This is a genomic window from Allokutzneria sp. A3M-2-11 16 (genome assembly GCF_024213555.1).
Classification (GTDB): domain Bacteria; phylum Actinomycetota; class Actinomycetes; order Mycobacteriales; family Pseudonocardiaceae; genus Allokutzneria.
On sequence record NZ_JANAVO010000001.1, the window covers coordinates 3,184,104 to 3,206,663 of the forward strand.

At 70.1% G+C, this 22,560-nt stretch carries 25 protein-coding genes and 1 tRNA gene; 14 read left to right on the plus strand and 12 right to left on the minus strand.

What is annotated here, in order from left to right; all coding sequences use genetic code 11:
- Positions 1-5: 5 nt before the first annotated feature.
- Positions 6-1,163 (plus strand): sensor histidine kinase, encoded by a 1,158-nt coding sequence (locus tag NLX83_RS15895; RefSeq protein WP_254235612.1) that lies wholly within the window; start codon positions 6-8, stop codon positions 1,161-1,163.
- A complete protein-coding gene (locus NLX83_RS15900; protein ID WP_254235613.1) occupies positions 1,154-1,798 on the plus strand; it encodes a response regulator in 645 nt (214 codons plus the stop codon). Before NLX83_RS15895 ends, NLX83_RS15900 begins: the two co-directional genes overlap by 10 nt.
- On the opposite strand, the gene NLX83_RS15905 is transcribed toward NLX83_RS15900, so the two are convergent.
- On the minus strand, positions 1,783-2,427 hold the full coding sequence (locus tag NLX83_RS15905; RefSeq protein WP_254236238.1) for a DedA family protein: 645 nt from the start codon (positions 2,425-2,427) through the stop codon (positions 1,783-1,785). The genes NLX83_RS15900 and NLX83_RS15905 overlap by 16 nt on opposite strands.
- A 247-nt stretch (positions 2,428-2,674) precedes the next feature.
- Here NLX83_RS15905 and NLX83_RS15910 point away from each other — a divergent pair, with 247 nt between their 5' ends.
- Positions 2,675-3,997, plus strand: a complete 1,323-nt coding sequence (locus NLX83_RS15910) for a DUF2786 domain-containing protein (RefSeq protein ID WP_254235614.1) — start codon at positions 2,675-2,677, stop codon at positions 3,995-3,997.
- Between the two features lie 214 nt (positions 3,998-4,211).
- Here the strand turns inward: NLX83_RS15910 and NLX83_RS15915 are convergent.
- A tRNA-Leu gene (locus NLX83_RS15915) sits at positions 4,212-4,285 on the minus strand.
- A 147-nt stretch (positions 4,286-4,432) separates the two neighbouring features.
- Here NLX83_RS15915 and NLX83_RS15920 point away from each other — a divergent pair.
- A complete protein-coding gene (locus NLX83_RS15920) occupies positions 4,433-4,654 on the plus strand; it encodes a DUF3618 domain-containing protein (RefSeq protein ID WP_254235615.1) in 222 nt (73 codons plus the stop codon).
- A gap of 5 nt (positions 4,655-4,659) precedes the next feature.
- Here the strand turns inward: NLX83_RS15920 and NLX83_RS15925 are convergent, their stop codons facing one another.
- Complete coding sequence (locus NLX83_RS15925; RefSeq protein ID WP_254235616.1) at positions 4,660-5,265, minus strand: TetR/AcrR family transcriptional regulator; 606 nt, start codon at positions 5,263-5,265, stop codon at positions 4,660-4,662.
- A 61-nt stretch (positions 5,266-5,326) separates the two neighbouring features.
- Positions 5,327-5,644, minus strand: coding sequence for a hypothetical protein (locus NLX83_RS15930; RefSeq protein WP_254235617.1), 318 nt, complete (start codon positions 5,642-5,644; stop codon positions 5,327-5,329).
- A gap of 145 nt (positions 5,645-5,789) precedes the next feature.
- On the opposite strand from NLX83_RS15930, the gene NLX83_RS15935 reads away from it, so the two are divergent.
- A complete protein-coding gene (locus NLX83_RS15935; RefSeq protein WP_254235618.1) occupies positions 5,790-6,146 on the plus strand; it encodes a hypothetical protein in 357 nt (118 codons plus the stop codon).
- 2 nt (positions 6,147-6,148) lie between these two features.
- On the opposite strand, the gene NLX83_RS15940 is transcribed toward NLX83_RS15935, so the two are convergent.
- The 3 genes from NLX83_RS15940 to NLX83_RS15950 all read right to left on the minus strand — a co-directional run bounded on the left by NLX83_RS15940 (position 6,149) and on the right by NLX83_RS15950 (position 8,919).
- Complete coding sequence (locus NLX83_RS15940) at positions 6,149-7,378, minus strand: MDR family MFS transporter (protein WP_254235619.1); 1,230 nt, start codon at positions 7,376-7,378, stop codon at positions 6,149-6,151.
- Positions 7,378-8,430, minus strand: a complete 1,053-nt coding sequence (locus NLX83_RS15945; protein WP_254235620.1) for a PLP-dependent cysteine synthase family protein — start codon at positions 8,428-8,430, stop codon at positions 7,378-7,380. Before NLX83_RS15945 ends, NLX83_RS15940 begins: the two co-directional genes overlap by 1 nt.
- 105 nt (positions 8,431-8,535) lie before the next feature.
- A complete protein-coding gene (locus tag NLX83_RS15950) occupies positions 8,536-8,919 on the minus strand; it encodes a hypothetical protein (protein ID WP_254235621.1) in 384 nt (127 codons plus the stop codon).
- A gap of 70 nt (positions 8,920-8,989) precedes the next feature.
- Between NLX83_RS15950 and ggt the strand changes: the two genes are divergently transcribed.
- The 3 genes from ggt (at position 8,990) to NLX83_RS15965 (ending at position 12,583) form a co-directional block, all read left to right on the plus strand.
- Positions 8,990-10,864: a gamma-glutamyltransferase gene (ggt, locus tag NLX83_RS15955; RefSeq protein ID WP_254235622.1), complete on the plus strand. Its 1,875-nt coding sequence runs from the start codon at positions 8,990-8,992 to the stop codon at positions 10,862-10,864.
- Between the two features lie 131 nt (positions 10,865-10,995).
- Positions 10,996-11,565: a hypothetical protein gene (locus NLX83_RS15960; protein ID WP_254235623.1), complete on the plus strand. Its 570-nt coding sequence runs from the start codon at positions 10,996-10,998 to the stop codon at positions 11,563-11,565.
- A gap of 295 nt (positions 11,566-11,860) precedes the next feature.
- Positions 11,861-12,583, plus strand: a complete 723-nt coding sequence (locus NLX83_RS15965; protein WP_254235624.1) for an SDR family NAD(P)-dependent oxidoreductase — start codon at positions 11,861-11,863, stop codon at positions 12,581-12,583.
- On the opposite strand, the gene NLX83_RS15970 is transcribed toward NLX83_RS15965, so the two are convergent.
- Positions 12,558-13,748: a sensor histidine kinase gene (locus NLX83_RS15970; protein ID WP_254235625.1), complete on the minus strand. Its 1,191-nt coding sequence runs from the start codon at positions 13,746-13,748 to the stop codon at positions 12,558-12,560. The genes NLX83_RS15965 and NLX83_RS15970 overlap by 26 nt on opposite strands.
- Before the next feature lie 8 nt (positions 13,749-13,756).
- A complete protein-coding gene (locus tag NLX83_RS15975; RefSeq protein WP_254235626.1) occupies positions 13,757-14,410 on the minus strand; it encodes a response regulator transcription factor in 654 nt (217 codons plus the stop codon).
- Positions 14,411-14,570: 160 nt separating this feature from the next.
- Here NLX83_RS15975 and NLX83_RS15980 point away from each other — a divergent pair, with 160 nt between their 5' ends.
- From NLX83_RS15980 to NLX83_RS15995, 4 genes are read left to right on the plus strand one after another with little or no spacing between them, the layout of a single operon-like run.
- On the plus strand, positions 14,571-15,110 hold the full coding sequence (locus NLX83_RS15980; protein WP_254235627.1) for a hypothetical protein: 540 nt from the start codon (positions 14,571-14,573) through the stop codon (positions 15,108-15,110).
- On the plus strand, positions 15,107-16,186 hold the full coding sequence (locus NLX83_RS15985; RefSeq protein ID WP_254235628.1) for a peptidoglycan-binding protein: 1,080 nt from the start codon (positions 15,107-15,109) through the stop codon (positions 16,184-16,186). The genes NLX83_RS15980 and NLX83_RS15985 overlap by 4 nt, the downstream gene beginning before the upstream one ends.
- Entirely contained in the window at positions 16,183-16,884 is a 702-nt protein-coding gene (locus tag NLX83_RS15990; RefSeq protein ID WP_254235629.1) for an ABC transporter ATP-binding protein, read from the plus strand. Before NLX83_RS15985 ends, NLX83_RS15990 begins: the two co-directional genes overlap by 4 nt.
- Positions 16,881-18,119, plus strand: coding sequence for an ABC transporter permease (locus NLX83_RS15995; RefSeq protein ID WP_254235630.1), 1,239 nt, complete (start codon positions 16,881-16,883; stop codon positions 18,117-18,119). The genes NLX83_RS15990 and NLX83_RS15995 overlap by 4 nt, the downstream gene beginning before the upstream one ends.
- A gap of 54 nt (positions 18,120-18,173) precedes the next feature.
- Here the strand turns inward: NLX83_RS15995 and NLX83_RS16000 are convergent, their stop codons facing one another.
- Positions 18,174-18,815: a C39 family peptidase gene (locus NLX83_RS16000; RefSeq protein WP_254235631.1), complete on the minus strand. Its 642-nt coding sequence runs from the start codon at positions 18,813-18,815 to the stop codon at positions 18,174-18,176.
- 83 nt (positions 18,816-18,898) lie between these two features.
- The gene (locus tag NLX83_RS16005) at positions 18,899-19,558 is read right to left on the minus strand and encodes a C39 family peptidase (protein WP_254235632.1); all 660 of its coding nucleotides are present in this window, start codon (positions 19,556-19,558) and stop codon (positions 18,899-18,901) included.
- A 260-nt stretch (positions 19,559-19,818) separates the two neighbouring features.
- Here NLX83_RS16005 and NLX83_RS16010 point away from each other — a divergent pair, with 260 nt between their 5' ends.
- Positions 19,819-20,859, plus strand: a complete 1,041-nt coding sequence (locus tag NLX83_RS16010; RefSeq protein ID WP_254235633.1) for an ArsR/SmtB family transcription factor — start codon at positions 19,819-19,821, stop codon at positions 20,857-20,859.
- Here the strand turns inward: NLX83_RS16010 and NLX83_RS16015 are convergent.
- The gene (locus NLX83_RS16015) at positions 20,844-21,872 is read right to left on the minus strand and encodes a WD40/YVTN/BNR-like repeat-containing protein (RefSeq protein WP_254235634.1); all 1,029 of its coding nucleotides are present in this window, start codon (positions 21,870-21,872) and stop codon (positions 20,844-20,846) included. The genes NLX83_RS16010 and NLX83_RS16015 overlap by 16 nt on opposite strands.
- A gap of 56 nt (positions 21,873-21,928) precedes the next feature.
- Here NLX83_RS16015 and NLX83_RS16020 point away from each other — a divergent pair, with 56 nt between their 5' ends.
- The gene (locus NLX83_RS16020) at positions 21,929-22,501 is read left to right on the plus strand and encodes a hypothetical protein (RefSeq protein ID WP_254235635.1); all 573 of its coding nucleotides are present in this window, start codon (positions 21,929-21,931) and stop codon (positions 22,499-22,501) included.
- Positions 22,502-22,560 lie beyond the last annotated feature (59 nt).

The following is a 22,560-nucleotide window of genomic DNA, read 5'->3' on the forward strand; positions in this document are numbered from 1 at the left end:
GAGCAGTGACCCTCGGTGTCCTGTTCGGACTGCCGATGGCCTTGGTAGACCTCGGATTCCTGCTGTGGGCCGGCCTCGTGTCCTCGCCGGGACTCGTGTGGCCGGTCCTTCGACGCTCGTCCCGCCCGATGGTTCTTGTCCAGGCATGTGCGCTGGTGCGGATGGAACGCCGACGCCTCGTGCGGTGGTGCGGCGCCGAACCCGGCAGGGACAACGATGGGCGTCGCGCCCTGCGGTACCTCGCCGCGCGTGCCCCGATCGGCCTGCTCGGAGGCCTCGTCGTCTTTGTCGGATTCTGGTACGGCGTCAGTTTTCTTGCCGTGTACCTCTACGTTCCGCCGGGGTCCCTGCTGGAAGGCACACGGGGGTGGGCCATCCAGGCCGACCCGACCGATTCCCACAATGAGTTCTACATGGTCGCGTTGACGGTGCTGGGCCTGATCGGCCTGTACGTCACGGCGCTGTTCACCTTCGCTCAGGCCGCCGTCGAACGCTGGTTGCTGCGCAGCCTGCTCGGTCCGAGCGCGGTCGAGGTGCTGGAGCGCAGGGTCACCCAGCTCTCGGTGAGCCGGGCCGAGATGGTGACAGCGATCAACGACGAGCGCCGCCGGATCGAGCGGGACCTGCACGACGGCATCCAGCAGCGACTCGTCGCGCTGGGCATGCTGCTGGGCAGGGCCCGCAGGGGGACGGACCCGGACATGGCGCAGGAGTTGCTCCGCCAGGCGCACGAGGAGTCGCAGCAGGCGTTGACCGACCTGCGCGAGGTGGCGTGGCGGGTGTACCCGAGCGCCCTCGACGATCTGGGACTCGCCGAGGTGCTCGCGGCACTGGTCGAACGCTCCGAGGTCCCCGTGCGGTTGCACTACCGGTTGGAGGAACGCCTCGCTTCGCCGGTCGAGGCGGTCGTGTACTTCGTCGTGTTCGAGGCGGTGACCAATGCGGTGAAGCATTCGGGTGCCTCCTGCGTTGAGGTCCACATTGGACGGATCGGGGACGAGATCGTGGTCATCGTCGGCGACGACGGACGGGGTGGTGCCGATCCGGCCGGGCACGGGCTGAGCGGCCTCGCCGGCCGGGTCGCCGCGCTGGACGGAGAGTTCGTGCTGAGCAGTCCCGCCGGGGGACCGACGGAGATCCGGGTGATGCTGCCGTGCGGGTGATCCTCGCCGAGGACTCGGCGTTGTTGCGGGAAGGACTGGTCCGGCTGCTGGCCGAGGAGGGCCACGAGGTGCTGGCCGCGGTCGGTGACGCTGCCGAGCTTCTGGCCTACGTGCGGCGGCAACAGCCGGATGTCGTCGTGGTGGACGTCCGGATGCCACCGACGCACACGGACGAGGGACTGCGCGCCGCACTGGAGATCCGGCGCACCTGGCCCGAAGTGGGTGTTCTGGTGTTGTCGCAGTACGTGGAGAAGCGGTACGCCACCGAGCTGCTCAGCACCGACTCCGAGGGGGTCGGGTACCTGCTCAAGGACCGGGTGGTCCAGGTGGGCGAGTTCCTCGACGCACTGCAGCGGGTCGCGGAAGGCGGGGCCGCCTTCGATCCGGAGGTGGTCCGGCAGTTGCTGTCCCGGACCACCCACGTCGATCCGTTGGCGCGGTTGACGAGTCGGGAACGCGATGTGCTCGGCAGGATGGCCCAGGGACACACCAACAGCACCATCGCCGAACAACTGCACGTGTCCCGGAGTGCCGTGGAGAAGCACGTCAACGCGATCTTCGAGAAGCTCGACCTGTCGCACACGACCGGCTACAGCCGCCGAGTGCTCGCTGTCCTGCGCTACCTCGGCTCCTGAACCCGTCGGCGTTTCGCCACCCTGGTCACCACGAACCAGATCACCGCCAGGACGACGGCCGCGGCCACCCCCTTCGACAGCACACCCGCGTACTGCTCGACCAACCCCCAGTTCTCGCCGAGGGTGTACCCGGCCAGCACGAACGCGGTGTTCCACACCAGGCTGCCGAGGGTGGTGAAGAACAGGAACGTCGGGATCCGCATCCGTTCGACACCCGCGGGTACCGAGATGAAGCTGCGGAAGATCGGGATCATCCGGCCGAAGAACACCGCCTTCACCCCGTGCCGGGCGAACCACGCCTCGGTCCGGTCGATGTCCGCGACCTTCACGAGCGGTAGCTTCGCGGCGATCGCCCGGGTGCGCTCCCGGCCGAGCAGGGCCCCGACCGCGTAGAGGATCATCGCGCCGACCACCGATCCGAGCGTGGTCCACAGGATCGCGCCCACCAGGCTGAGGCTTCCCTTGCTCGCCGTGAAGCCCGCGAGCGGGAGGATCACCTCGCTGGGCAGGGGCGGGAACAGGTTCTCCAGGGCGATGGCGAGCCCCGCGCCGGGCCCTCCCAACGCCTCCATGAGCCCGATGGCCCAGCCGGTGATGCCGCCGGGTTCGGTGCCGGTTGCCAGATTCATGACTTCGTCGATCACGTCCACGACGCTAGGAATCCGGCGTCGGCAAGTCGCTGAGGAAGACCAGCCAAACCTGGGCTGAAAACCACAGCAGAACATTGAAGAAAACCTCAGTGCGCCCAGTCCGCGCCCCGCCCCAGACTGGCGAGGCCACGACAGACGAGCTGTGCACGGATCACACAGCCGGTTCTGGGTACCGGGCGAGAAACCAGGACACTGATGTCGGCCGAAGCTGGGAGGGGGTTGATCAATGGGCAAGCGGAACCGGGAAAAACGGGCCGCCAAGGCAAAGCAGCGGGCGCAGGCGCACGGCGGCCCGACCCGGTCGCGGCACGACGTGCGCGGCGATGTGTTCGACGAGGAGTTGTACGCGGAGGCGCAACGGCACTCGTTGCTCGCGGCTGTGCGTGCTGCGGCCCACGCACACGTTCAGATGGGGCCGGATGTGACGGCGGACCGGATGGAGACGCTGAGCGCCGCGGTTCAGGAAATGGGTGTCCGCAAGGCGTTTCTCCACCTGGATCAGATGTTGCTGACCGAAGTTCGCGAGATGTGGAAACGAGGTTGGCTGCCGGTCGACGTGTTCCAGCTCGTCCGGCGACGGGTGGGTCGGGAAGCCGCTTCGCTGGCGGTGGACGTCATCGCCGCGGAATGCGCGTGCTACGCCCCCGCCACCGTGCATCCGCGGTGGCGGGATCAGCTGACGGAGATCGGCGCCACGGTGTGGTGGGACCGGGCGGAACCGCTGCTGAGCCAGTGGGCACGGCGACACGGCCACGAACAGACGGCAACGCTCGTGGCTGTCGTCGCCGTCATCGGCGACCTCGCCTTCGCCGGGACGACCACGCCGATCCTGCCGTCGCCGGGCAACGCGCAGGACAGCCCCGACAGGCGCGCGGGCGTCGACGAGAAGGTGCTCGCGCGGGTGCGTGGGCTGCTCGCCAAGGCCGAGTCCACCGACTATCCCGATGAGGCCGAGGCACTGTCCGCCAAGGCACAGGAGTTGATGAACCGGCACGCGTTGGACCGGGCTTCGGCTGAGGCCACGGAACGCGCGTCTCCTGTGGTGAACGCACGGCGGATCTGGTTGGAGAGTCCGTACCTGGCGGAGAAGGCGCACCTGGTCTCGGCGGTGGCCGGCGCCAACCGGTGCCGGTCGGTGCTCGCCGAGAAGCCGGGATTCCTCACGCTGGTCGGCGACGAGCTGGACCTGGACTCGGCCGAACTGTTGGCGACCTCGCTGTTGGTGCAGGCCAGCAGGGCGATGCTGGCCGAGCGAAAGGGGACGGGACAGGCCAATACTCGCGCGTTCCGGCAGTCCTTCCTGATCTCCTACGCGGTGCGCATCGGCGAACGACTGCACGCGGTCACCGACCTGGACGAGTCGGTTTCCCAAGCACTCGTCCCCGTGTTCGCCGACCGCGAGCGGGCCGTCGCCGACACGATGGACGCCCTGTTCCCGCAGATGCGAGCGCGTTCCTTCACCGCGCGCGACCAGTCCGGCTGGGTAGCCGGACACGCCGCCGCAGACCGTGCCCGCCTTACCCTGGAACGCGAGGCACTACTCCGTTGAACACAGGAACCCCAGCCGCTCGGCTGACACAGATAGTTCCCAGCACGCGGCCTGCCGGGCTGGCGACACGAACGTGTGCTGGTCAACAACCCACCGAGCCACGCCGGGTCGGTAGGAGCTCGCACCGCAGGGGGTGTGGGGGACTCGGTCCCCCAACATGGCGACGGCCGACCCGGCGAGGTGCGGAGCACCGAGCAGGGTCGGCCAGAGGCCGTGGGGCCGGTGGGACTCGAACCCACACTGGCACGGACCTAAACCGTGTGCCTCTGCCAATTGGGCTACGGCCCCTGCGGGACACAGCGTATCGGCCCTGCCGCGGGCGCTCTCGGGCAGCGTCGGAACGTCGTTTCCCCACTTTCGGCGTGCCGGTGTCCGGGCCTGGCGCGGCGCTGACTACCGTGTTGGGCCGGAGTGTGTCGTGAGCGAGGAGGAGCCGTGGCCCGCGACCCGGACACCATTGAGCGCGAGATCGAGCAGGCGCGAGACGCGCTCGCCACCACGTTGGACCAGCTGAGTGTGCGTGCGCACCCGAAGCGTTTCGTGGAGAGCGGTTCGGACGCCGTGCGTCACAAGCTGGACAACCCCAAGATCAAGCTTCCGCTGATCGGGCTGGGTGTGCTTGTGGTGCTGACCCTCGTGCGCAAGCTGTTCCGCTAGGCGGTTCAGCGCAGCAGGGGCATCAGGGCCTCGTCGACGAGCCGGTCGATGTAGGTCGGATCAGCGGGCTCACCGATCAGCATCAGCCGGTGGGTGAGCGCCGCACCGGCCAGTTCGACGACGATGCCGTGCGGGGCGTCGGCGCGGATCTCACCGCGCGCGGTGCCCGCCTCCAGGATCCTGCGCAGGATTCTCCGCTGTGAGCTGAGGAAACCCGCGCGGAACGCCTCGGCCAGCTCGGGCTCGTGCGGCAGCTCGCCGACCAGGGCCTGGGCCGCCTTGCCGATCGGTCCGGTCAGCAGGGTCGCGTAGGTGGACAGGAACTCGCGGAGGTCGTCGGCGACCGTTCCGGTGTCCGGCTGGGGAATGCTGCGGCTGACCAGCTCATGGCAGGTGTCGATGACCAGTTCGAGTTTGGACTCCCAGCGGCGGTAGATGGTGGCCTTGCCCGCCCGGGCCCGTGCGGCGACGGCGTCCATGGTGAGCGCCCGGTAGCCGACCTCGGCCATGACCTCGAGCGTCGCCTTGCGCAGCGCGTTGTCCCGGCTGGCGTCACGGGGCCTGCCCCGCTGGACCGTTCTGGGCTGTTCCGCCTGGGGCGCTGTGGCCACCATGCCTCCCCTGCGACCGGTGCGGCCCGTGTGCCCGCTCGCCAATCCTAAGTCGCCGGTGTCAGCCCGCGGCGCTCGTGGACTCCTCCGGTTCGGTCTCCGGTGCCTCGTCCTGCTCGGGGACGGCGTAGCTGGTGGTCATCCCGTGGCGCGCGTGCAGGTACGCGGTGGTGAAGGCGAAGGCGTCGCCGTCGAGCAGGTGCACGACCGTGCGCTGCTTCTTGCCGGTGACGATTTTCTCGACGATCTGGTCCGCGCTGTCCCGCGCCGCGATCAGGCCGGGGGCGTGCGCGGTCGTGCTCTCTTCGCCCGCGTCGACCGTGATGGTCCAGTCGTCACCATCGGGAACGTAGTTGATCGTGATCGGTGTGCTGTCCATGTGACGCCTCCCCATGGGCTCGCTCCCATGGTGAGAGACGGTCGGCCGGTCCGCATGACGAAGGGTCACTCGGATGGCCGCAGGTAACGAATTCGGTTGGTAAAGGGACATTCCAGATGACTGAGGGCTGATGAGGAGGGGCAGCGTGCGATTTCTCGGCGGTGTGCTGGTCGCGTGCGCGCTTGTCCTGGCGGTTCCGGGCAGCGCCGTGGCAGCGGCCGAGCCCGGCCCGGACTGCGGTCTTGTGGTCGTGCTCGGCCTGAGCCCGGCCGACTGCCAGGCCGCGTCGCCCTCGATCCCCACGGCGAAGACGGCGGAGCCCACGTCCGCGGCCCTGGAGCCCTACCTCGCGGGTGAGGACGAGGTGTCCGGCGGCGCCTCGCTGGCCGCGCCGCCGGTGAGTTCCACCCGTGGTGAGCCGGCGCCCGCACTCGCCATCGGCCTCGCCCTGCTGGCTCTCGCCGGGGTCGGCGCGGTGGCGGTGCGGATCGTCCGGGACTGAGGTCAGGCGGGTTGCAGCCGGTGTGACCGGTCGAGCAGGTGGACCGCGAGCGTGCACGCCGCCCCGGCCAGCACCAGCGCCAGCCAGGGCAGGTAGGGCGCTCCGACCTGCTCGGCGATGTCCAGCGCCGCACCGGTGAGCAGGTTGCCCACGGTGATGCCGATGCCGGAGATCGTGTTGTACAGGCCGTAGTGCGTCGCGACCTGCCGGTTGTCCGCCAGCGAGACGATGGTGTCCATCTCGAACGGGTAGCCGACCATCGTGCCCGCCGTCAGGACCGCCGCGGCCAGCAGTGCGGGAACGAGCGCGACGGGGGAGCCGTCGAGGCCGAGCAGTGACGCGCCGAGCAGGACGGCGAAGGCCGAGGTCATCAGCCCGATGCCGAGCACGAGGCACCGGCCGGGCGGCAGGTTTCGCTTGCACCACGCGGTGATCCGGACCTGCCCGACGATCGCCACGACCGCGGAGATCGCGAAGAGCGCGCCAACGCCGACGGTGCCGCCGAGCTCGGTCCCGGTCACCTTCCGCACGTGCAGCGGCAGCAGCAGGTACACCTGGAACGACAGCACGTACGAGCCGATCATCGCCGCCGAGAACACCAGGAACGGCCGGTTCTTGAGCACCGTCCGCCAGGACGAGACGCGGTCCGCGCTCGCCGCCTCGTGCGTGGGCAGCGCCCGGACCTGCGCGATCGTCAGTCCCAGGAACACCGCGGCCGCGACCAGGCAGGTGAGCCGGAAGTCGAGGCCGGTCAGCGCCAGTCCGACCAGCGGCCCGACCAGGATGCCCGCCTGGTAGAAGACGTTGAACAGCGCGAACGCCTCGATCCGGCGTTCACCCGCGTCGGCGGCGAGGTAGGCGCGGACCGCCGGGTTGAACAGCGCCCCGGCGAAACCGGTCGCGAACGAGGCGATGATCAGCGCGGGGAGCGAGTCCACCAGCCCGAGCAGCGCGAAGCCCCCGGTCCGCAGCGTGCACCCGGCGACGATCAGCGGCTTGTAGCCGAACCGGTCGGCCAGCGCCCCGCCGAGCAGGAACATGCCCTGCTGCGAGAGGTTGCGGACGCCGAGGACGAGCCCGACCAGCCAGCCCGCGAGCCCGAGCGTGCCGGACAGGTGCGCGGCCAGGTACGGCATCAGCATGTAGAACGCGACGTTGATGGTGAACTGGTTGACCACCAGCATCCGTGCCGGGCGGTTGAAGGATCGGTACTGCGCAAGGGTTTCCCGCATCACGCACCCGCCGGGGCGGTCACGTCGGCGCAGCGGGTCCAACGGTGGATCTCGCGCTCGGTGGGGCTGGCGACCTCGTCGGGATTCGCTGCCACGGATGCGCCGAGCAGGTCGTGCTTCGCGCAGTACTCGTCGTTGAACACGGTGTCGTAATACCGTTGCGGCCCATCGGGAAACACTGCGGCGATGCGGGTGTCGGGTCCGGAGGTGTGAGCGAGCCAGCCTGCGACCAGGGCCACCGCGCCGACGCTCCACCCGCCGCTGGCGAAGCTGGTGGCGGCGAGTTCGCGGCACTTCCCGACGGCCTCGGCGGGCGCGACCCAGTGCACCTCGTCGAAGTGCTCGTAGGCCACGTTGCGCGGGTAGATGCTGGAGCCGAGCCCGCGCATCAGCCGCGGCCGCGCGGGCTGGCCGAAGATCGTCGAGCCGATCGTGTCCACGCCGACGAGGCGCAGGCGCGGGAAGTGCTTGCGCAGTTCGCGGGACACGCCCGCGGAGTGACCGCCGGTGCCGACCGAGCACACCAGTGCGTCCACCCGGCCGAGTTGCGCGATCAGCTCGTGCGCCAGCGATGCGTAGGCGTCGACGTTGTCGGGGTTGTTGTACTGGTCGGGGCAGTACGAACCGGGGTATCGGGCGAGCAGTTCGCCTACGCGCTGCCTGCGCGCCTCCTGCCAGCCGCCGGTGGGGTGCGGCTGCCGGACCAGTTCCACCCGTGCGCCGTAGGCGGCGAGCAGGCGGTGCATGATCGGCTCCAGCCCGGGGTCGGTGACCAGGGTGACCGGGTGGTCGAAGGCGATCCCGGCCAGCGCGAGACCGAGGCCGAGGGTGCCGCTGGTGGACTCGACGATCATGCAGCCGGGCGCGAGGTCGCCGCGCTCCCTGGCTTTGGTGATCATGTGCAGCGCTGGGCGGTCCTTCATGCCGCCGGGGTTGCTGCCCTCCAGCTTCGCCCAGAAACCGCGGCCGGTGGACGGTTCGTCGATCCACAGCACGGGGGTGTTGCCCACGACGGTGGTCAGGTCGGGGCGGGATTGCGTGACGGTGTCCATGTGCGTTGTCCCTCAAGGGATTTCGGCCGCGCGAGAACCGCTCGGCACGGCTGAGTGCGAACGTGGCAGTGGGCCGTCCCCGCGCGAGGCGGGGCGGTGGCACTGTCAGTTCCGCGCCACGCAGATGGTCAGCAGCAATGAGCGTCCACTGTGGACACTCCAGCCGGAGGCGCTGCTTCGCCTTCTCCGCAGCGGCAACGGCGGCAGCACGAGCCCGAGCGTGGGCAGGATCACGGCGACGTCCGCCAGTGGCGCGGGTTCACCCTTCGTGCGCGGCACGGCGGTGCACAGCACGTCGTCCGCGGAGTGGGCGTGCGGCTCGCACGGCGGCAGGTTGTGCGAGTGCCCGTGCGAGACGTGCGTGACCGCCACCGAGGCGTCCGATTGACCGGAGCAGCAGACGGACAGGTGCAGGGTCACGTAGACGGCGAGGAGCACGAAGGCCACGACGCGGCTTCGGTCACGCAGTGTGGCCGTCTCGTCTCGCACGGGATCAGGGTACCCACTTCGTGATCTCGTGGGGATGCCATCTGCCGGGACCTGCGTGTAGGAAGGTGCGATGACAACTCCGAGAACTGCGCGGAGCCGGCGCGGCCTGGCTGTCCTCGCCCTGGTCCCGGTGCTGGCAGGCGTGGTCTCGCCGGTGTCCGCGATCGCGGCGCCGGACGAGCGAGTGGGATGGCCGGGCGCCGCCAAACGCGCCACCTCGACCGGCTACGGCGGTGGCGTCGCCACCGTCGACCACGATGCGACCAAGGCGGGGATCGAGGTCCTCGCCCGGGGCGGCACGGCGGTGGACGCCGCCGTCGCCGCGGCAGCCGCCCTCGGTGTCACCGAGGCGTACTCGGCGGGCATCGGCGGCGGAGGTTTCTTCGTCTACTACGACGCGAAGTCCAAGCAGGTGCACACGATCGACGGTCGCGAGACCGCGCCCGCCGCGATGCGCCCGGACTCCTTCGTCGACCCCAAGACCGGCAAGGTGCTGCCCTTCGACCAGGCCGTCACCTCCGGCCTGTCCGTCGGCGTGCCGGGTACCCCGGCGACCTGGGAGAGCGCGCTGCGCAAGTGGGGGCGGTTCGACCTCCGGCGGAACCTGCGCCCCGCCGTCGAGATCGCTCGCAAGGGCTTCGTCGTCGACGAGGAGTTCCGCGGCCAGACCGCGCTGAACGAGAAGCGCTTCCGGGACTTCCCCGCCACCGCCGAGCTGTACCTGCCGGGCGGGAAGCTGCCCGAGGTCGGCGCGGTGCTGCGCAACCCGGACCTGGCCGACACCTACGAGCAGCTGGGACGCAAGGGCGTCGACTGGCTCTACAAGGGCGAGCTCGGGCGCGACGTGGCCCGGACCGCGGAGAAGCCGCCGGTGGACCCGGCCGCCGGGCGGACCGTGCCCGCCGGGCTGATGAAGCCCGCAGACCTCGCCGCCTACCGGGTGGCCGAGCGCAAGCCGACCAAGATCGGCTACCGCGGGCTGGACGTCTACGGCATGGCCCCGCCGTCCTCCGGTGGCACCACCATGGGCGAGGCGCTGAACATCCTGGAGAACTACCGGCTCTCCGGCAAGACGCCCAAGGACGAGACCGAGGCGCTGCACCTCTACCTCGAAGCCTCGCGGCTGGCCTACGCCGACCGCAACAAGTGGGTCGGCGATCCGTCCTTTGTGGACGTTCCGGTGGCCGGGCTGCTCTCCGACGAGTTCGCCAAGCAGCGGGCGTGCACCATCAAGCCGGACAGGACGATGGGCCACCCCGCGATCGCCGGTGACCCGACCAAGATCGTCCCGGGTCAGCCGTGCGCCACGCCGATGCCCGCGGCCCCGATGACCTACGAGGGGCCGTCGACGACGCACCTGGTGACCGCCGACCGGTGGGGCAACGTCGTGTCGTACACGCTGACCATCGAGCAGACCGGCGGTAGCGGGATCACCGTGCCGAAGCGCGGTTTCCTGCTCAACAACGAGCTGACCGACTTCGACATCGCCCCGCCCGCCGCGGGCGCACCGCTCCCGGCGAACGCGCCCGCCGCGGGCAAGCGGCCGCGCAGCAGCATGTCGCCGACGATCGTGCTCTCCAACGGCAAGCCGCTGCTCGCGGTCGGCTCGCCCGGCGGGTCCACGATCATCACCACGGTGCTGCAGACGCTGGTGAACCGGCTCGATCTCGGGAAGTCGTTGCCGGAGGCCGTTCTCGCGCCGCGGATCTCGCAGCGCAACGCGGCCAAGACCGAGGCTGAGCGCGGCTTCATGGACGGCCCGCTGCGCTCGGTCCTGGAACGCAAGGGGCACGAGTTCACCTTGGCACCCAGCACGTTCGCGCCGAACCCGGAGATCGGCACCGTCGCCGCGCTGGAGTTCCTCGGCAACGGCCGCATCCAGTTCGCCGCCGAGCCGAACCGCCGCGGCGGGGGAAGCGCGCTCGCGTTGATCCCCGTTCGCTAGTACGACCCCGACGGCCCCCCGGACGACCGATTCCGGGGGGCCGTCGTGCTCCGCAAGGGGGAACCCTGAAAACACCCCCAGATCGCTTTCCCGCTGGTCCACGCGGGGTTTTCCGGGGTTACCTTCGGAGCATGGAATCGTTCTGCTCCTTCGACGAGGTGCACCGCAGGCCGCGGTTCGCGCTCGCGCCGGGAGCCCAGCCGTGGGCGGGCGGGGGTTCGGGTGGCACCGTGCTGCCGGTCTGCCGGACCGTGGCCAGCACCGGCAACGTCGCGGTCGGTGTCACCGCGGTGTGGGCCTCCCCGCAGGGCTGCCACCTGGAGGTGAGCGTCACCGCCAGGGCTGACGGCCTCGCGGGCGCGGAGTGGGACCGGATCCGAGCGGGCCTCACCGGCTCGGCCAAGCCTCCGCGCTTCGCCGTCCGGTTCGCCGACGACACGCTCGCCGTCGAGCACGGTGGCGGTTGGCCCACCTACCGGCACAGCGACGGCGCGTGGCGGTTGGAGCCGTCGTTCAGCGTCACCTGGGCCGATGCGACAGCCAGCGACGATTCGGTCCGCGCGTACGCGATGCTGTGGTTGTGGCCGTTGCCGCCGGAGCAGCCCTTCGAGTTCCTGGTCGAGTGGTTCTCCGCCGGGGTCGAACCCACGGGGATCACCCTCGACGGTGCCGAGATCGCCGCCGCTCTGCGCATTGACTAGCTCAACCTCCGCCGCACGGTGGTCGGGGCGTCTTCAAGTCCTACGAACCCCCGCGCCAGACGTCTCTAACCACAGCAAACCCCCAGGGCATCGAACGTGAATGTCGCGATTGGTGCGTTGGGCGCACTGAATGAGTCATTGAGGTACTTGAGCGCCCTCAATGACTCATTCAGCACGTAAGGGGGGTGGGGAGGGCGGGGGGGGGGTGGGGGCGGTTAGTGGTTGGTGGGGCGGGGGTTGGGGGTACTTGAAGACCGGCGAACGTGGCGGGCCGAGGCGTGAGAACGTGAAAGGCATGAGCGCACGCGTCGCATTGGTCACCGGGGCAGGCGGAGGGCTGGGCCGCGCGATCGCGTTGCGGCTGGCCGAAGACGGGTTCGCGATCGCGGTCCTGGACATCGCGCACGCCGAGGACACCGTCGAACTGATCGAGCGAGCCGGTGGCACCGCGACGCCGTACCCGGTGGACCTGCGGGACGCCACGGCCGTCGAGGACGCCTTCGACGCGGTCGGCGAACTCGATGTGCTGGTGAACAACGCCGCCGTCTACCCAACGCGCCCGTTCGTCGAGGTCCCGCTCGCGGAGTACGACGAGGTCCACGCGATCAACCAGCGTTCTTACTGGCTCGCCGCGCAACTCGCCGTCCAAAGGATGCCCGCACGAGGCGGCAGCATCGTCAACATCGCTTCCATGACGATGCACGGCGGCTGGGCCGAGCTGACCGCCTACGTCGCCACCAAGGGAGCCGCCGCCGCGCTCACCAAGGCGCTCGCCAGAGAACTCGGGCCGCGCGAGATCCGCGTCAACTGCGTGTCCCCGGGCGCTTTCCCGACCGACGCGGAGGCGATCCACCCGAATCCCGCCGAGTACAACGACTTCGTCCTTCAGCACCAAGCACTTCAGCGGCGCGGCACACCCGAGGAGCTGGCCGCGGTGGTGTCCTTCCTCGTCGGGCCGGACGCGTCGTTCGTGACCGGGCAGACGATCGAGGTCAACGGTGGCTGGGTGATGACCTGAGCGGCAGCGTCACCCGCACGTGCAAGCCGCCCTTCGCCCTGGCCTCGGCCAGCACCGTCCCGCCGTGCGCCTGCGCGATCGAGGAGACGATCGACAGGCCGAGGCCCGCGCCGCCGTCCGCGGAGCCGGTGCGTTCGGTGCCGCGGCGGAACGGTTCGAACAGCAGCGGGACGGTGCCGGGGGCGATCACCTGGCCGGTGTTGACCACTTGGAGTCCGCTGCGGGAGTTGGTGCGCACCCAGATCTGGCCGCCGTCGACGTTGTGCCGCACCGCGTTGCCGACGAGGTTGGTCACCAGTTGCGTCAGCAGGACGAGATCTCCCAGTACCAGCAAGGGTTCCGCGTTCACCTCGACCTCGATGGAGCGGGCGGCCGCGGCGGCGGAGTGCTGTTCGACGACGTCGGCGACGACGCGGTGCAGCTCCACCGGAACGCGGTTCTCGATGCCGCGGTCGCTGCGCGCGAGCAGCAGCAGCCCGTCGATGAGCCGTTCACTGCGGCGGTTGGCCTCCAGCATCTGTTCGCTCACCTCGGCGAGCTGCGCTTCGCTGGGGTTCTTGAGCCCGATCTGGATCGCCGCGCGCTGGATGGCCAGCGGCGTGCGCAGCTCGTGCGAGGCGTTGGCGATGAACCGCCGCTGGCTGTCGAAGGCGTGCTGCAACCGGTCGAGCATGGTGTCGAAGGTGCCTGCCAGCTCGGTCAGCTCGTCGCGCGGCCCGGCCAGCGCGATCCGCTCGTGCAGGTTCGCCGAGGACAGCCGCTGCGCGGTCGCGGTGATCTGGTGCAGTGGCCGCAGCACCCGCCCGGAGATCCACCAGCCCGCCACGACGGACAGCGCCGCGATGAGGATCAACGCCAGCGCGGAGTAGATCAGCAGCGACGACAGGGTGGTGTCGACGGTGACTGCGGTGAAGTCCCTGGTCAGCGCGTCCATCCGCTGCGCGACGGCGATTCCCGGACTCGTCGGCAGGGGAGTGGCCGGTATCGCGCCCGACGACAGCAGCTCGGGCACGTCGGACTTCGAGATCGCGAGCGACACCCGGCCCGAGATCGTCTGCGACATCAGCAGGTAGACGACGGTGACCAGGACCGTGCCGGAGGCGAGGAACAGCCCGCTGTAGAGCGCGGTGAGCTTGGTGCGCACGGTCGGCCGCAGGAAGTCCACGAGGTGCCTCAGATCCGGTAGCCGGCGCCGGGAACGGTCTCGATCACCGGCGGCTCGCCCAGTTTGGCGCGCAGCTTCGACATCGCCACCCGGACCGCGTTGGTGAAGGGGTCGGCGTGCTCGTCCCACGCCTGCCTGAGCAGCTGCTCCGAGCTGACCACCGTGCCCTGCGCGCGCAACAGGACCTCCAGCACGGCGAACTCCTTCGGCGTCAGGTCGATCCGCCTGCCATCCCTGGTGACGCGGCGCCGCGCGGCGTCCAGCTCGACGCCCTTCGCGCTGAGCACCGGCGGCAACGCGGGCGCCGCGCGGCGGGCCAGCGCGCGCACCCGCGCGACCAGCTCCGGGTACTCGAACGGCTTGGTGAGGTAGTCGTCGGCGCCCAGTTCCAGTCCGTCGACGCGGTCGTCCAGCGAGCCCGCCGCGGTCAGCATCAGCACCTTGGTCCGGCTCGCCGAGCGCGCGAGGTCGCTGCAGATGTCGTCTCCGTGCATCCCGGGCAGATCGCGGTCGAGCACCACGACGTCGTAGTCGTGCACGGCGAGCCGTTCGTGCGCGGTGAGCCCGTCGTAGGCGACGTCCACGGCCATCGCCTCGGACCGCAGTCCGGCCGCGACCAGGTCGGCGAGGACCTTCTCGTCCTCGGCCACCAACACCCTCATCCGGCCCTCCACCAGCTCGGTTATACCCGCCCACCCTGCCGGTACCGGTGTTTCCGGAACATTTCCGGCCGACGAAAACCTTCCGAAACACCCCACCACGTAGACCTGCTCCCCATACCGCCGAATTCGGCGAAGTCAGCTAATCGAGGAGCGGAACACGATGAGAACGCTTCGACTCGCGGGTGTCAGCGCGGTCCTGATGTCGGCACTGCTGCTGGCCGGCTGCTCCGGTCAGCCCGACAACAAGGTCGCCTCCCTCGGCGGGGACAAGGACAAGGCCGCGGCGCAGAACGACGCCGACGTGCCCAAGGACCCGAAGGAACTGGCGCTGAAGTTCGCGAAGTGCATGCGGGACAACGGGATCGACATGCCGGATCCGACCTTCGAAGGGGGAGGGGCCGCGATCACCCTCGGCGGCGACGCGGACATGGAGAAGTTCAAGAAGGCCAACAAGGCGTGCGAGAAGTACTCGGGCGCCAAGGACTTCAACCCCAACGACCCGAAGGTCAAGGAAGAGCAGCTGAAGTGGGCGAAGTGCATGCGGGAGCAGGGGATCGACATGCCCGACCCCGGGGCTGACGGCTCGACCAGGGCGATCCCCATGGACAAGGACCCGAAGAAGATGGACGAGGCGTTCAAGAAGTGCAGCCCCGACGGCAAGGGCGGCGTCGTCTCGCTTCGCCCCGGTGGTGACAAGTGACCGGGAAGAGCATGCGGGCCGCGGTCGTAGTCGGCGCGGCGGCGGTTCTCGCCGCGGGCGGGATCACCGCGGCGGCCCTGTTCAGCGGCGGGGGCCCGGCGGCGGCCAACGACAACAAGAACAAGCCCGGTGCCACCTCGGAGATCGAGAAGACCACCTTGGTGCAGCAGGAGAAGGTAGACGGCAAGCTCGGCTTCGGCGGCACCTACGACGTGTCGGCGGGTGGCTCCGGCGGCGGCATCTACACGTCGCTGCCCAAGGAGGGACAGGTCGTCAAGCAGGGTCAGCAGCTCTACTCGGTCAACGACCGCACGGTGCCGCTGTGGCGGGGCGACGTCCCGTTGTGGCGCAAGATCGCTTCCGGGATGGACAAGGGCTCCGACATCAAGCTCGTCGAGCAGAACCTGCGCGATCTCGGGTTCTTCAAGCAGACCCCCGACGAGAAGTTCAACGACGCCACCGCCGCCGCGATCAAGAAGTGGCAGAAGGCGCTCGGCGCCGAGCAGACCGGCGCGATCGAGGTCGGCGACGTGGTGATCATGCCGAGCGATATCCGGGTGACCAAGGTGGACGGCGCGCTCGGCGGTCCCGCGCAGGGCAAGCTCGGCACGGCCAGCAGCACCGACCGCGTCGTCACGGTGGACATGCCGGTGACCAAGCAGTCGGTGGCGAAGACCGGCGCCAAGGTCGAGGTCGCCCTGCCGGGCGGCAAGCGCGCCCCCGGCCGGATCACCTCGGTCGGCACGGTGGCCACCAAGGCCGAGGACGACAAGGGTTTCGGCGGTTCGCCGCCCACGGTCAAGGTCGAGGTCGTGCTCGACGACCCGTCGTCGGTCGGCACCCTCGACGGCGCGCCGGTCTCGGTCTACTTCACCAGCGAGAGCAAGGAGAACGTGCTCGCGGTGCCGTTGAACGCGCTGCTGCGGCTGTCCGAGGGCGGGTACGGCGTCGAGCTGGTGCAGCCGGACGGCAGCACGAAGCTGGTCGGCGTGGAGCTGGGCCTGTTCGGCAACGGCAAGGTCGAGGTGACCGGCGCGGAGATCCGCGAGGGCGCCAAGGTGAAGGTCGCGGCATGACCAACCCCACCCTCGCCACCGTGATCGAGATGGAGCGGGTCTCGCGGAACTACGCCGGGGACGTGCGCGCGCTGCGCGAGGCGTCGCTGCGGATCGTGGAGGGCGAACTGCTCGCGGTGGTCGGCCCGTCCGGCTCCGGCAAGTCCACGATGCTGCAGCTGATGGGCACGCTGGACCGGCCGTCCGAGGGCGTGGTGCGGCTGCTCGGCCACGACGTCGCGAGCCTGTCGGACCGGCAGCTCTCCGCGGTGCGGGCGAACTGGATCGGCTTCGTGTTCCAGCAGTTCTTCCTCACCCCGCACCTGACCGCCGCGCAGAACGTGGAGACCGGCCTGCTCTACCACGGGATCGGCCGGGCGGAGCGGCGGCGCAGGTCGCTGGAGGCGCTGGAGCGCGTCGGGCTCGGGCACCGCGTCGGGCACCGGCCCGCCGAGCTCTCCGGTGGCGAGAAGCAGCGGGTGGCCGTCGCCAGGGCGCTCGTGGCGCGGCCGGTCATCCTGCTCGCCGATGAGCCGACCGGCGCGCTGGACTCGCGCTCCGGCGCGGGGGTGCTGGCCCTGTTGCACGAGCTCAACGCGGACGGCACGACGATCGCGGTGATCACCCACGACCACGAGATCGCCCGCTCGTTGCCGCGCAGGGTGGAACTGCTCGACGGGATGATCAAGCACGACACCGCTCGACGGGAGGCGGCATGACCACGCTCATCGACCGGCCCGCGAGCGCCGCTCCCGAACCCCGACCGCTGCCGAAGTCCGCGCGGGTGGGCCTGGCGGACCTGGTCCGCGCGGGGCTCGCGGGCGTGGTGGGCAGGCCGACGCGGGCCGTGCTCTCCGCGCTGGGCATCGCGATCGGCGTTGCCGCGATGGTGGCGGTGCTCGGGATCAGCGCGGCCAGCCAGGCGGAGCTGAAGGCGCAGCTGGACAAGCTCGGCACGAACCTGCTCCAGGTGACGGCGGGCAAGACGTTCTTCGGCGAGGACACCCGGCTGCCCAGGGAGGTGGTGGAGATGGTGGCCCGGATCGGCAGCGTGCGCCTGGCGAGCGGAACCGGAACGGTGCCCAACGTCAACGTCTTCCGCACCGACCTCAGCGACGCGCGGGAGACCGGCGGCATCTCCGTCCTCGCGGCGAAGCTGAACCTGCCGGAGACCGTCGGCGCGTCTGTCCGAAGTGGAACGTGGCTCAACGAAGCCATCGCCAAGTACCCCGGGGTTGTGTTGGGGCACAAGGCGGCCGAGCACCTGGGCATCGACAAGCCGGGCGCGCAGGTGTGGCTGGGCGCGCAGTGGTTCACCGTCGTCGGCATCCTCGACCCGGTGCAGCTGGCCCCGGAGCTGGACCGCGCCGCGCTGGTCGGCTGGGAGGTCGCGGAGCGGAAGCTGCGCTTCGACGGGCACCCCAGCACCGTCTACGAGCGCTCTGACGACGACAGCGTCGAGCAGGTCCGCGAGGTGCTGCCAGGGACGGTGAACCCCAAGAGCCCCAACGAGGTCAGCGTCAGCAGGCCCTCGGACGCGTTGCAGGCGCAGATCACCGCGCAGAACACCTTCGCCACGATGTTCCTCGGCCTGGGCGCGGTCGCGCTGCTGGTCGGCGGGGTCGGGGTGGCGAACACCATGGTCGTCTCGGTGCTGGAACGGCGTTCGGAGATCGGGTTGCGGCGCGCGCTCGGGGCCGGCCGCCGCCAGATCAGGGCGCAGTTCCTCACCGAGGCGGTGCTGCTGTCCGGGCTGGGCGGGCTCTTCGGGGTCCTGCTCGGGCTGGGCATCAGCATCGCGTGGTCGGTCAACAGCGGTTGGCCGATCACGGTGCCCGTCATGGCGATCGGGGCCGGGGTGGGGGCCTCGGTGCTGATCGGTTCGCTGGCGGGCTGGTTCCCGGCGGGCAAGGCGGCGAAGCTCTCGCCGACCGAGGCGTTGGCGACCGCCTGAGGCACGGGCGCGGGCGGAGGCCGGGGGGATCAGGGCTCCCCGGCCTCCGCTTTCCTATGCCGCGTAACCCTTTCCGCCGATCCAGGTGCCCAGGTTGTGCGTGCTGATCCAGTACGCCCTCGGCACGTTCGCCCAGCCGCCGCCACCGGCACCCTCACCGGCCGGGTCGGCGATCAGCGCCTCGGCCCCGCCCGCGCGGTAGCCGACCACGGCGACGTAGTGGTAGATGGTGCCGCCCGGGTAGCCCGGCGGGCGCCAGCCGCTGACCACGTTGGCGACCATCGGGTAGTTGTTGTCGATGTTGAGGACCAGGTCCCGGCGGAGCAGGTCCCGCTGCGCCTGCGACGGCGGGTCGGCCATGTTCTTCGCCTCGAACCAGGTGGTGCCGAGGAAGTGGTTGAGCGCGTTGCGCACCAGTCCGATGTGGTCGGTGCCGCCGGTGTGCGTGCCCATGAAGTTCGCCAACGTTTGCTGGCTGGGCGGGGAGATCCGGGTGCTCAACGCGATCCGGGCGGCGCCGGGGCCGCACCAGTACCCGGTCTGCTGGCGCTCCCAGGTGTAGTTGAGGACCTTGTTGTCGGCCTTGGCGACGACGCCGACGGATGCGGCGTCCGGGGCGGCGGAGGCGGAGCCGCCCGTGACGAGGGTCATGGTCGACGCGCCGACGAGCAGCAGGGTGGCCAGTCTCTTGATCATGGTTTCTCCAATGCAGGGTTAGGAGAACGAGGGGACGCACAAATCCCTCCACAGTGGACAAACCACTGTGGAGGGACGGGAACCTAGGCGGTGTAGCCCTTACCGCCGATCCAGGTGCCCAGGTTGTGCGTGCTGATCCAGTAGGTGCGCGGCACGTTGCCCCAGCCGCCGCCACCGTGGCCCGCCGCAGCGGGGTCGGCGATCAGGGCCTCGGCCCCGCCGCCGCGGTAGCCCATGACCGCGACGTAGTGGTAGATGGTGCCGCCGGGGTAGCCGGGCGGGCGCCAGCCGCTGATCACGTTCGCGACGATCGGGAAGTTGTTGTTGATGTTGAGAACGAGGTCGCGCGAGAGCAGGTTGCGCTGGGCCTGCGTCGGCGGGTCGTACATGTTCTTGACCTCGAACCAGCTGGTCCCGATGTAGTAGTTCAGCGCGTTGCGCACCAGTCCGACGTGGTCGGTGCCGCCGGTGTGGGTGCCCATGAAGCTCGCCAGCTGCCCCTGGGTCGGCGGTGTGCGCCGGGAGCTGATGGCGATCTGGGCGGAGCCGGGGCCGCACCAGTAGCCGGTCTGCTGGCCGTACCAGCTGAAGTTCAGGACCTTGCTGGACAGGGCGTTGACCGAGCCGATGGAGGCCTCGGCCTTGCTGGCGGGGATCGCGGGGGCGGCGGAAACGGTGCCGCCGGAGACGAGGGCCATGGTCGCCGATGCGACGACCAACAGGGTGGCCAATCGTGTGATCATGTTGCTCTCCGTGGGGCAGTTGGGTGATCCGAACACGGAGTGTGAGTGGCCTCACACGTGAATCAGGTTCGCCCCTGCCGCCCGGTCCCGCGCCCCCCTTCAAGGCTGATCGAAGTACGCGCGGGTAATTCAGGTCTGATTTGCTCCGTTCGGCGCAAGCGCCCGGTCGCGCATCGAGGTCTTGTTCGCTTCTGTTGACTCAGTCGAACGGCGTGTGACTCTCTTCAGATTCCAGTTCGCCGGGGAGAACGGGAGTCACCATGCTGCGCATCTACTTCACCGCGGAGGACTTGGGCCGGACGCGCGTCGCCGCCGCGCCGGACCCGCTGTGGGAGACGGTGCTCAGCGTGCAGCGCCTGCTCGCACGGGACGGCGACGTGGTGTTCGACGGCTGGCGGCACCAGGTCCGCTCCGCCTTCACCCAGCCGAGCCTGCTCGACCAGCTGCGGTTGTTGCTCCCACTGCTGCCGCCGCGCGGCTACTTCCCGGACTTCCTCACGCCCACCAACGGCGCGCAGGGGCTGCGCGCGGGCATCGAGGCGATCCTCAGCACGCCCAAGCAGCGCCTGCGCGCCGAGCTCGACCTGCTGGACAACCGTTATCAGCTGCCGTCCTGGGTCGGGGCGCTCGCGGAGGGTGACCGGGAGGTGCTGCGCAGGCTCACCTCGGCGATCGTCACCTACCACGAGGTCGCGCTCGCGCCGTACCAGTCGAGGTTGCAGGCGTGCGTCGACTCCGACCGCGCGGTGCGCGCCCGCACCGTGCTGGACGCGGGCGCCGAGGGGCTGCTGTCCGGGCTGAGGCCGTTGATGCGCTGGTCGTACCCCGTGCTCGAAGTCGAGTACCCGGTGGACCAGGAGCTGCACCTGGACGGCCGGGGACTCCTCCTGCTGCCGTCGTTCTTCTGCTACCAGTACCCGGTTTCGCTGATGGACCCGACGCTGACGCCGGTGCTGGTCTACCCGGTGGAGCGCGATGTCAAGTGGATCGGCGACACATCCCGGAAGGCGCGCAGCGACACCGAACGCGCACTGGCGGCCCTGCTCGGCAGCACGCGCGCCGGGGTGCTCGACGCGGTCGCCGCCGGGCACACCACGAGCGAGCTCGCGCGGCGGATGAACATCTCGCCCGCTTCGGCCAGCCAACACGCGACCGTGCTGCGCAACGCCGGTCTGGTGACGAGCCGCCGCTACGGCAGCGCGGTGTTGCACACGCTCACGCCGCTCGGTGCTTCGCTGCTGCGCAATCCTCCTGAGCGCACAACGGCTTCGGAGCCCGCGCGCGCTTACGGCACCCGGTAGCGCAGCTTCGCGATCCGCCCGCGTTCACCGGAAGCCCAGCACGCGCCGTCCGGCGTGCAGTCGACGGTGTCGAAGCTGCCCTCGTCGAGCCGGGTCCAGGTCCGCCCGCCGTCCCGGCTGACGTCGCTGCCGGTCGGCCCGACCGCGAGCACCGACGACGTCCGGACGGCGATCCCGGACCGGTACCCGCCGAGCTGGTTCGGGCCGGTCTGCCAGGTCCGGCCGCCGTCGGAGGTCAGCGCGACGGTGCTCGCTCCGGTGGCGTTGGCGAAGTCGCCGCCGACCGCGATGCCGTGCCGCTTCCCGGTGAAGGCCATCCCGAAGATCCCCGCGCTCTCGCTCGCCGCGACGGGGGATTCGCTGACCTGCCAGGTGCGTCCGCGGTCGGCGGTGTGGAAGACCCGCGACCTCTCCCCGCCGCCGGTGGCGAACCACGCGTCCCGGCGGCCGGAGGAGACCAGGCACTGACCGCTCGCCGCGAACGCGGCTTCCTTGGCGAGCGCGGGCGGCATCCCCTTGTCCGGCAACACCGTCCAGCTCCTGCCACTGTCCGAAGTGGACAGAATTCGGAACTTCCCGCCCACCGGGTCGCTCAGCGCGATGCCGTTGCGCGAGTCGAAGAACGTGAGGCAGTCGTAGAACGCCTTGGGTTCGGCGTTCTGGAAGGCCAGCTGCCAGCTCCGCCCGCCGTCCGAGGTCCGGTACACCCGCGAGTCCGCGCCCTCGCCGATCGAGAGCACCACCGCGCGCTGGTCGTCGAACGCGTGGATGTCGCGGAACTGGAGCGTCGTGGCGCCGGGCGGGTCGACCCGCTGCCACGCTCGTCCTCCGTCGACGGTGCGCAGCACGACGCCACCACTGCCGCCCGCCCACGCGACCTGGTCGCTCACCGCGGACAGGCCGCGGAAACGCGCTTCGGTGTTCGTCGGCGTCAGCTGCCACGGTGATTCCGCCGCGACCGCGGGGAGCGGGGCCAGCACGAGCAGGGCGACACTCAGGGGCAACCACCTCATGCGGTCGCAAGGTAGTGGCCGTCAGCCGTGGTTCATAGAGCTGGAAGGAGCAGCGCGTGTTGTTCCCCCAACGGTTCCTCGACGCGCTCGCCGATGGGCGAGCAGACCTCGCCTTCCGCAGGTGGACCAAGCCGTCGGCGCGGGCCGGAGGTCGTCAGCGCACAGCTGTTGGCGTCGTCGAGTTCGTCTCGGTCGAGGTCATCGCGCCTTCCTCGATCGACTTCGAGGCCGCGCGTCGAGCCGGGTACGCCTCGCGCGCGGCCCTGCTCGCCGAGCTGGAGCGGCGCTCCGGCGAGGTGTACCGGATCCAGGTCCGGCTCGTGGGCGCCGACCCGCGTTTGGCGTTGCGCGACCAGAAACCGACTCCGGCGGAACTGGGCGACATCCGTGACCGCCTCGCCCGTTTCGACTCGGCGAGCACGCACGGCGCGTGGGCGCTCGCCGTGCTGCGACTGATCGCGGAGTGCCCGGGGGAACCCGCCGCCCGCCTCGCCGAACGGCGTGGGCGGGAGACCCGACTGTTCAAAGTGGACGTTCGCAAGCTGAAAGAGCTGGGGCTGACCGAAAGCCTCGCCGTGGGTTACCGGTTGTCGCCCCGGGGTGAGGCCGTGCTGGCAGCTCTGGGCTGACCTGCGGAAAACGCGGTACCGCCTGCCACTAAACTGGGTGACGACCCGCTCTTGCTCAA

What these genes read in the sequence shown, in the direction of transcription:
- NLX83_RS15905 (WP_254236238.1), bottom strand. Translation starts at nt 2,427, where the DNA reads ATGAATCTGGCAACCGGCACCGAACCCGGCGGCATCACCGGCTGGGCC.
- NLX83_RS15930 (WP_254235617.1), bottom strand. Translation starts at nt 5,644, where the DNA reads ATGGACAGCACACCGATCACGATCAACTACGTTCCCGATGGTGACGAC.
- NLX83_RS15910 (WP_254235614.1), top strand. Translation starts at nt 2,675, where the DNA reads ATGGGCAAGCGGAACCGGGAAAAACGGGCCGCCAAGGCAAAGCAGCGG.
- NLX83_RS15995 (WP_254235630.1), top strand. Translation starts at nt 16,881, where the DNA reads ATGACCACGCTCATCGACCGGCCCGCGAGCGCCGCTCCCGAACCCCGA.
- ggt (WP_254235622.1), top strand. Translation starts at nt 8,990, where the DNA reads ATGACAACTCCGAGAACTGCGCGGAGCCGGCGCGGCCTGGCTGTCCTC.
- NLX83_RS15940 (WP_254235619.1), bottom strand. Translation starts at nt 7,378, where the DNA reads ATGCGGGAAACCCTTGCGCAGTACCGATCCTTCAACCGCCCGGCACGG.
- NLX83_RS15965 (WP_254235624.1), top strand. Translation starts at nt 11,861, where the DNA reads ATGAGCGCACGCGTCGCATTGGTCACCGGGGCAGGCGGAGGGCTGGGC.
- NLX83_RS16005 (WP_254235632.1), bottom strand. Translation starts at nt 19,558, where the DNA reads ATGATCACACGATTGGCCACCCTGTTGGTCGTCGCATCGGCGACCATG.
- NLX83_RS15980 (WP_254235627.1), top strand. Translation starts at nt 14,571, where the DNA reads ATGAGAACGCTTCGACTCGCGGGTGTCAGCGCGGTCCTGATGTCGGCA.
- NLX83_RS16010 (WP_254235633.1), top strand. Translation starts at nt 19,819, where the DNA reads ATGCTGCGCATCTACTTCACCGCGGAGGACTTGGGCCGGACGCGCGTC.
- NLX83_RS15960 (WP_254235623.1), top strand. Translation starts at nt 10,996, where the DNA reads ATGGAATCGTTCTGCTCCTTCGACGAGGTGCACCGCAGGCCGCGGTTC.
- NLX83_RS16015 (WP_254235634.1), bottom strand. Translation starts at nt 21,872, where the DNA reads ATGAGGTGGTTGCCCCTGAGTGTCGCCCTGCTCGTGCTGGCCCCGCTC.
- NLX83_RS16000 (WP_254235631.1), bottom strand. Translation starts at nt 18,815, where the DNA reads ATGATCAAGAGACTGGCCACCCTGCTGCTCGTCGGCGCGTCGACCATG.
- NLX83_RS15990 (WP_254235629.1), top strand. Translation starts at nt 16,183, where the DNA reads ATGACCAACCCCACCCTCGCCACCGTGATCGAGATGGAGCGGGTCTCG.
- NLX83_RS15945 (WP_254235620.1), bottom strand. Translation starts at nt 8,430, where the DNA reads ATGGACACCGTCACGCAATCCCGCCCCGACCTGACCACCGTCGTGGGC.
- NLX83_RS15975 (WP_254235626.1), bottom strand. Translation starts at nt 14,410, where the DNA reads ATGAGGGTGTTGGTGGCCGAGGACGAGAAGGTCCTCGCCGACCTGGTC.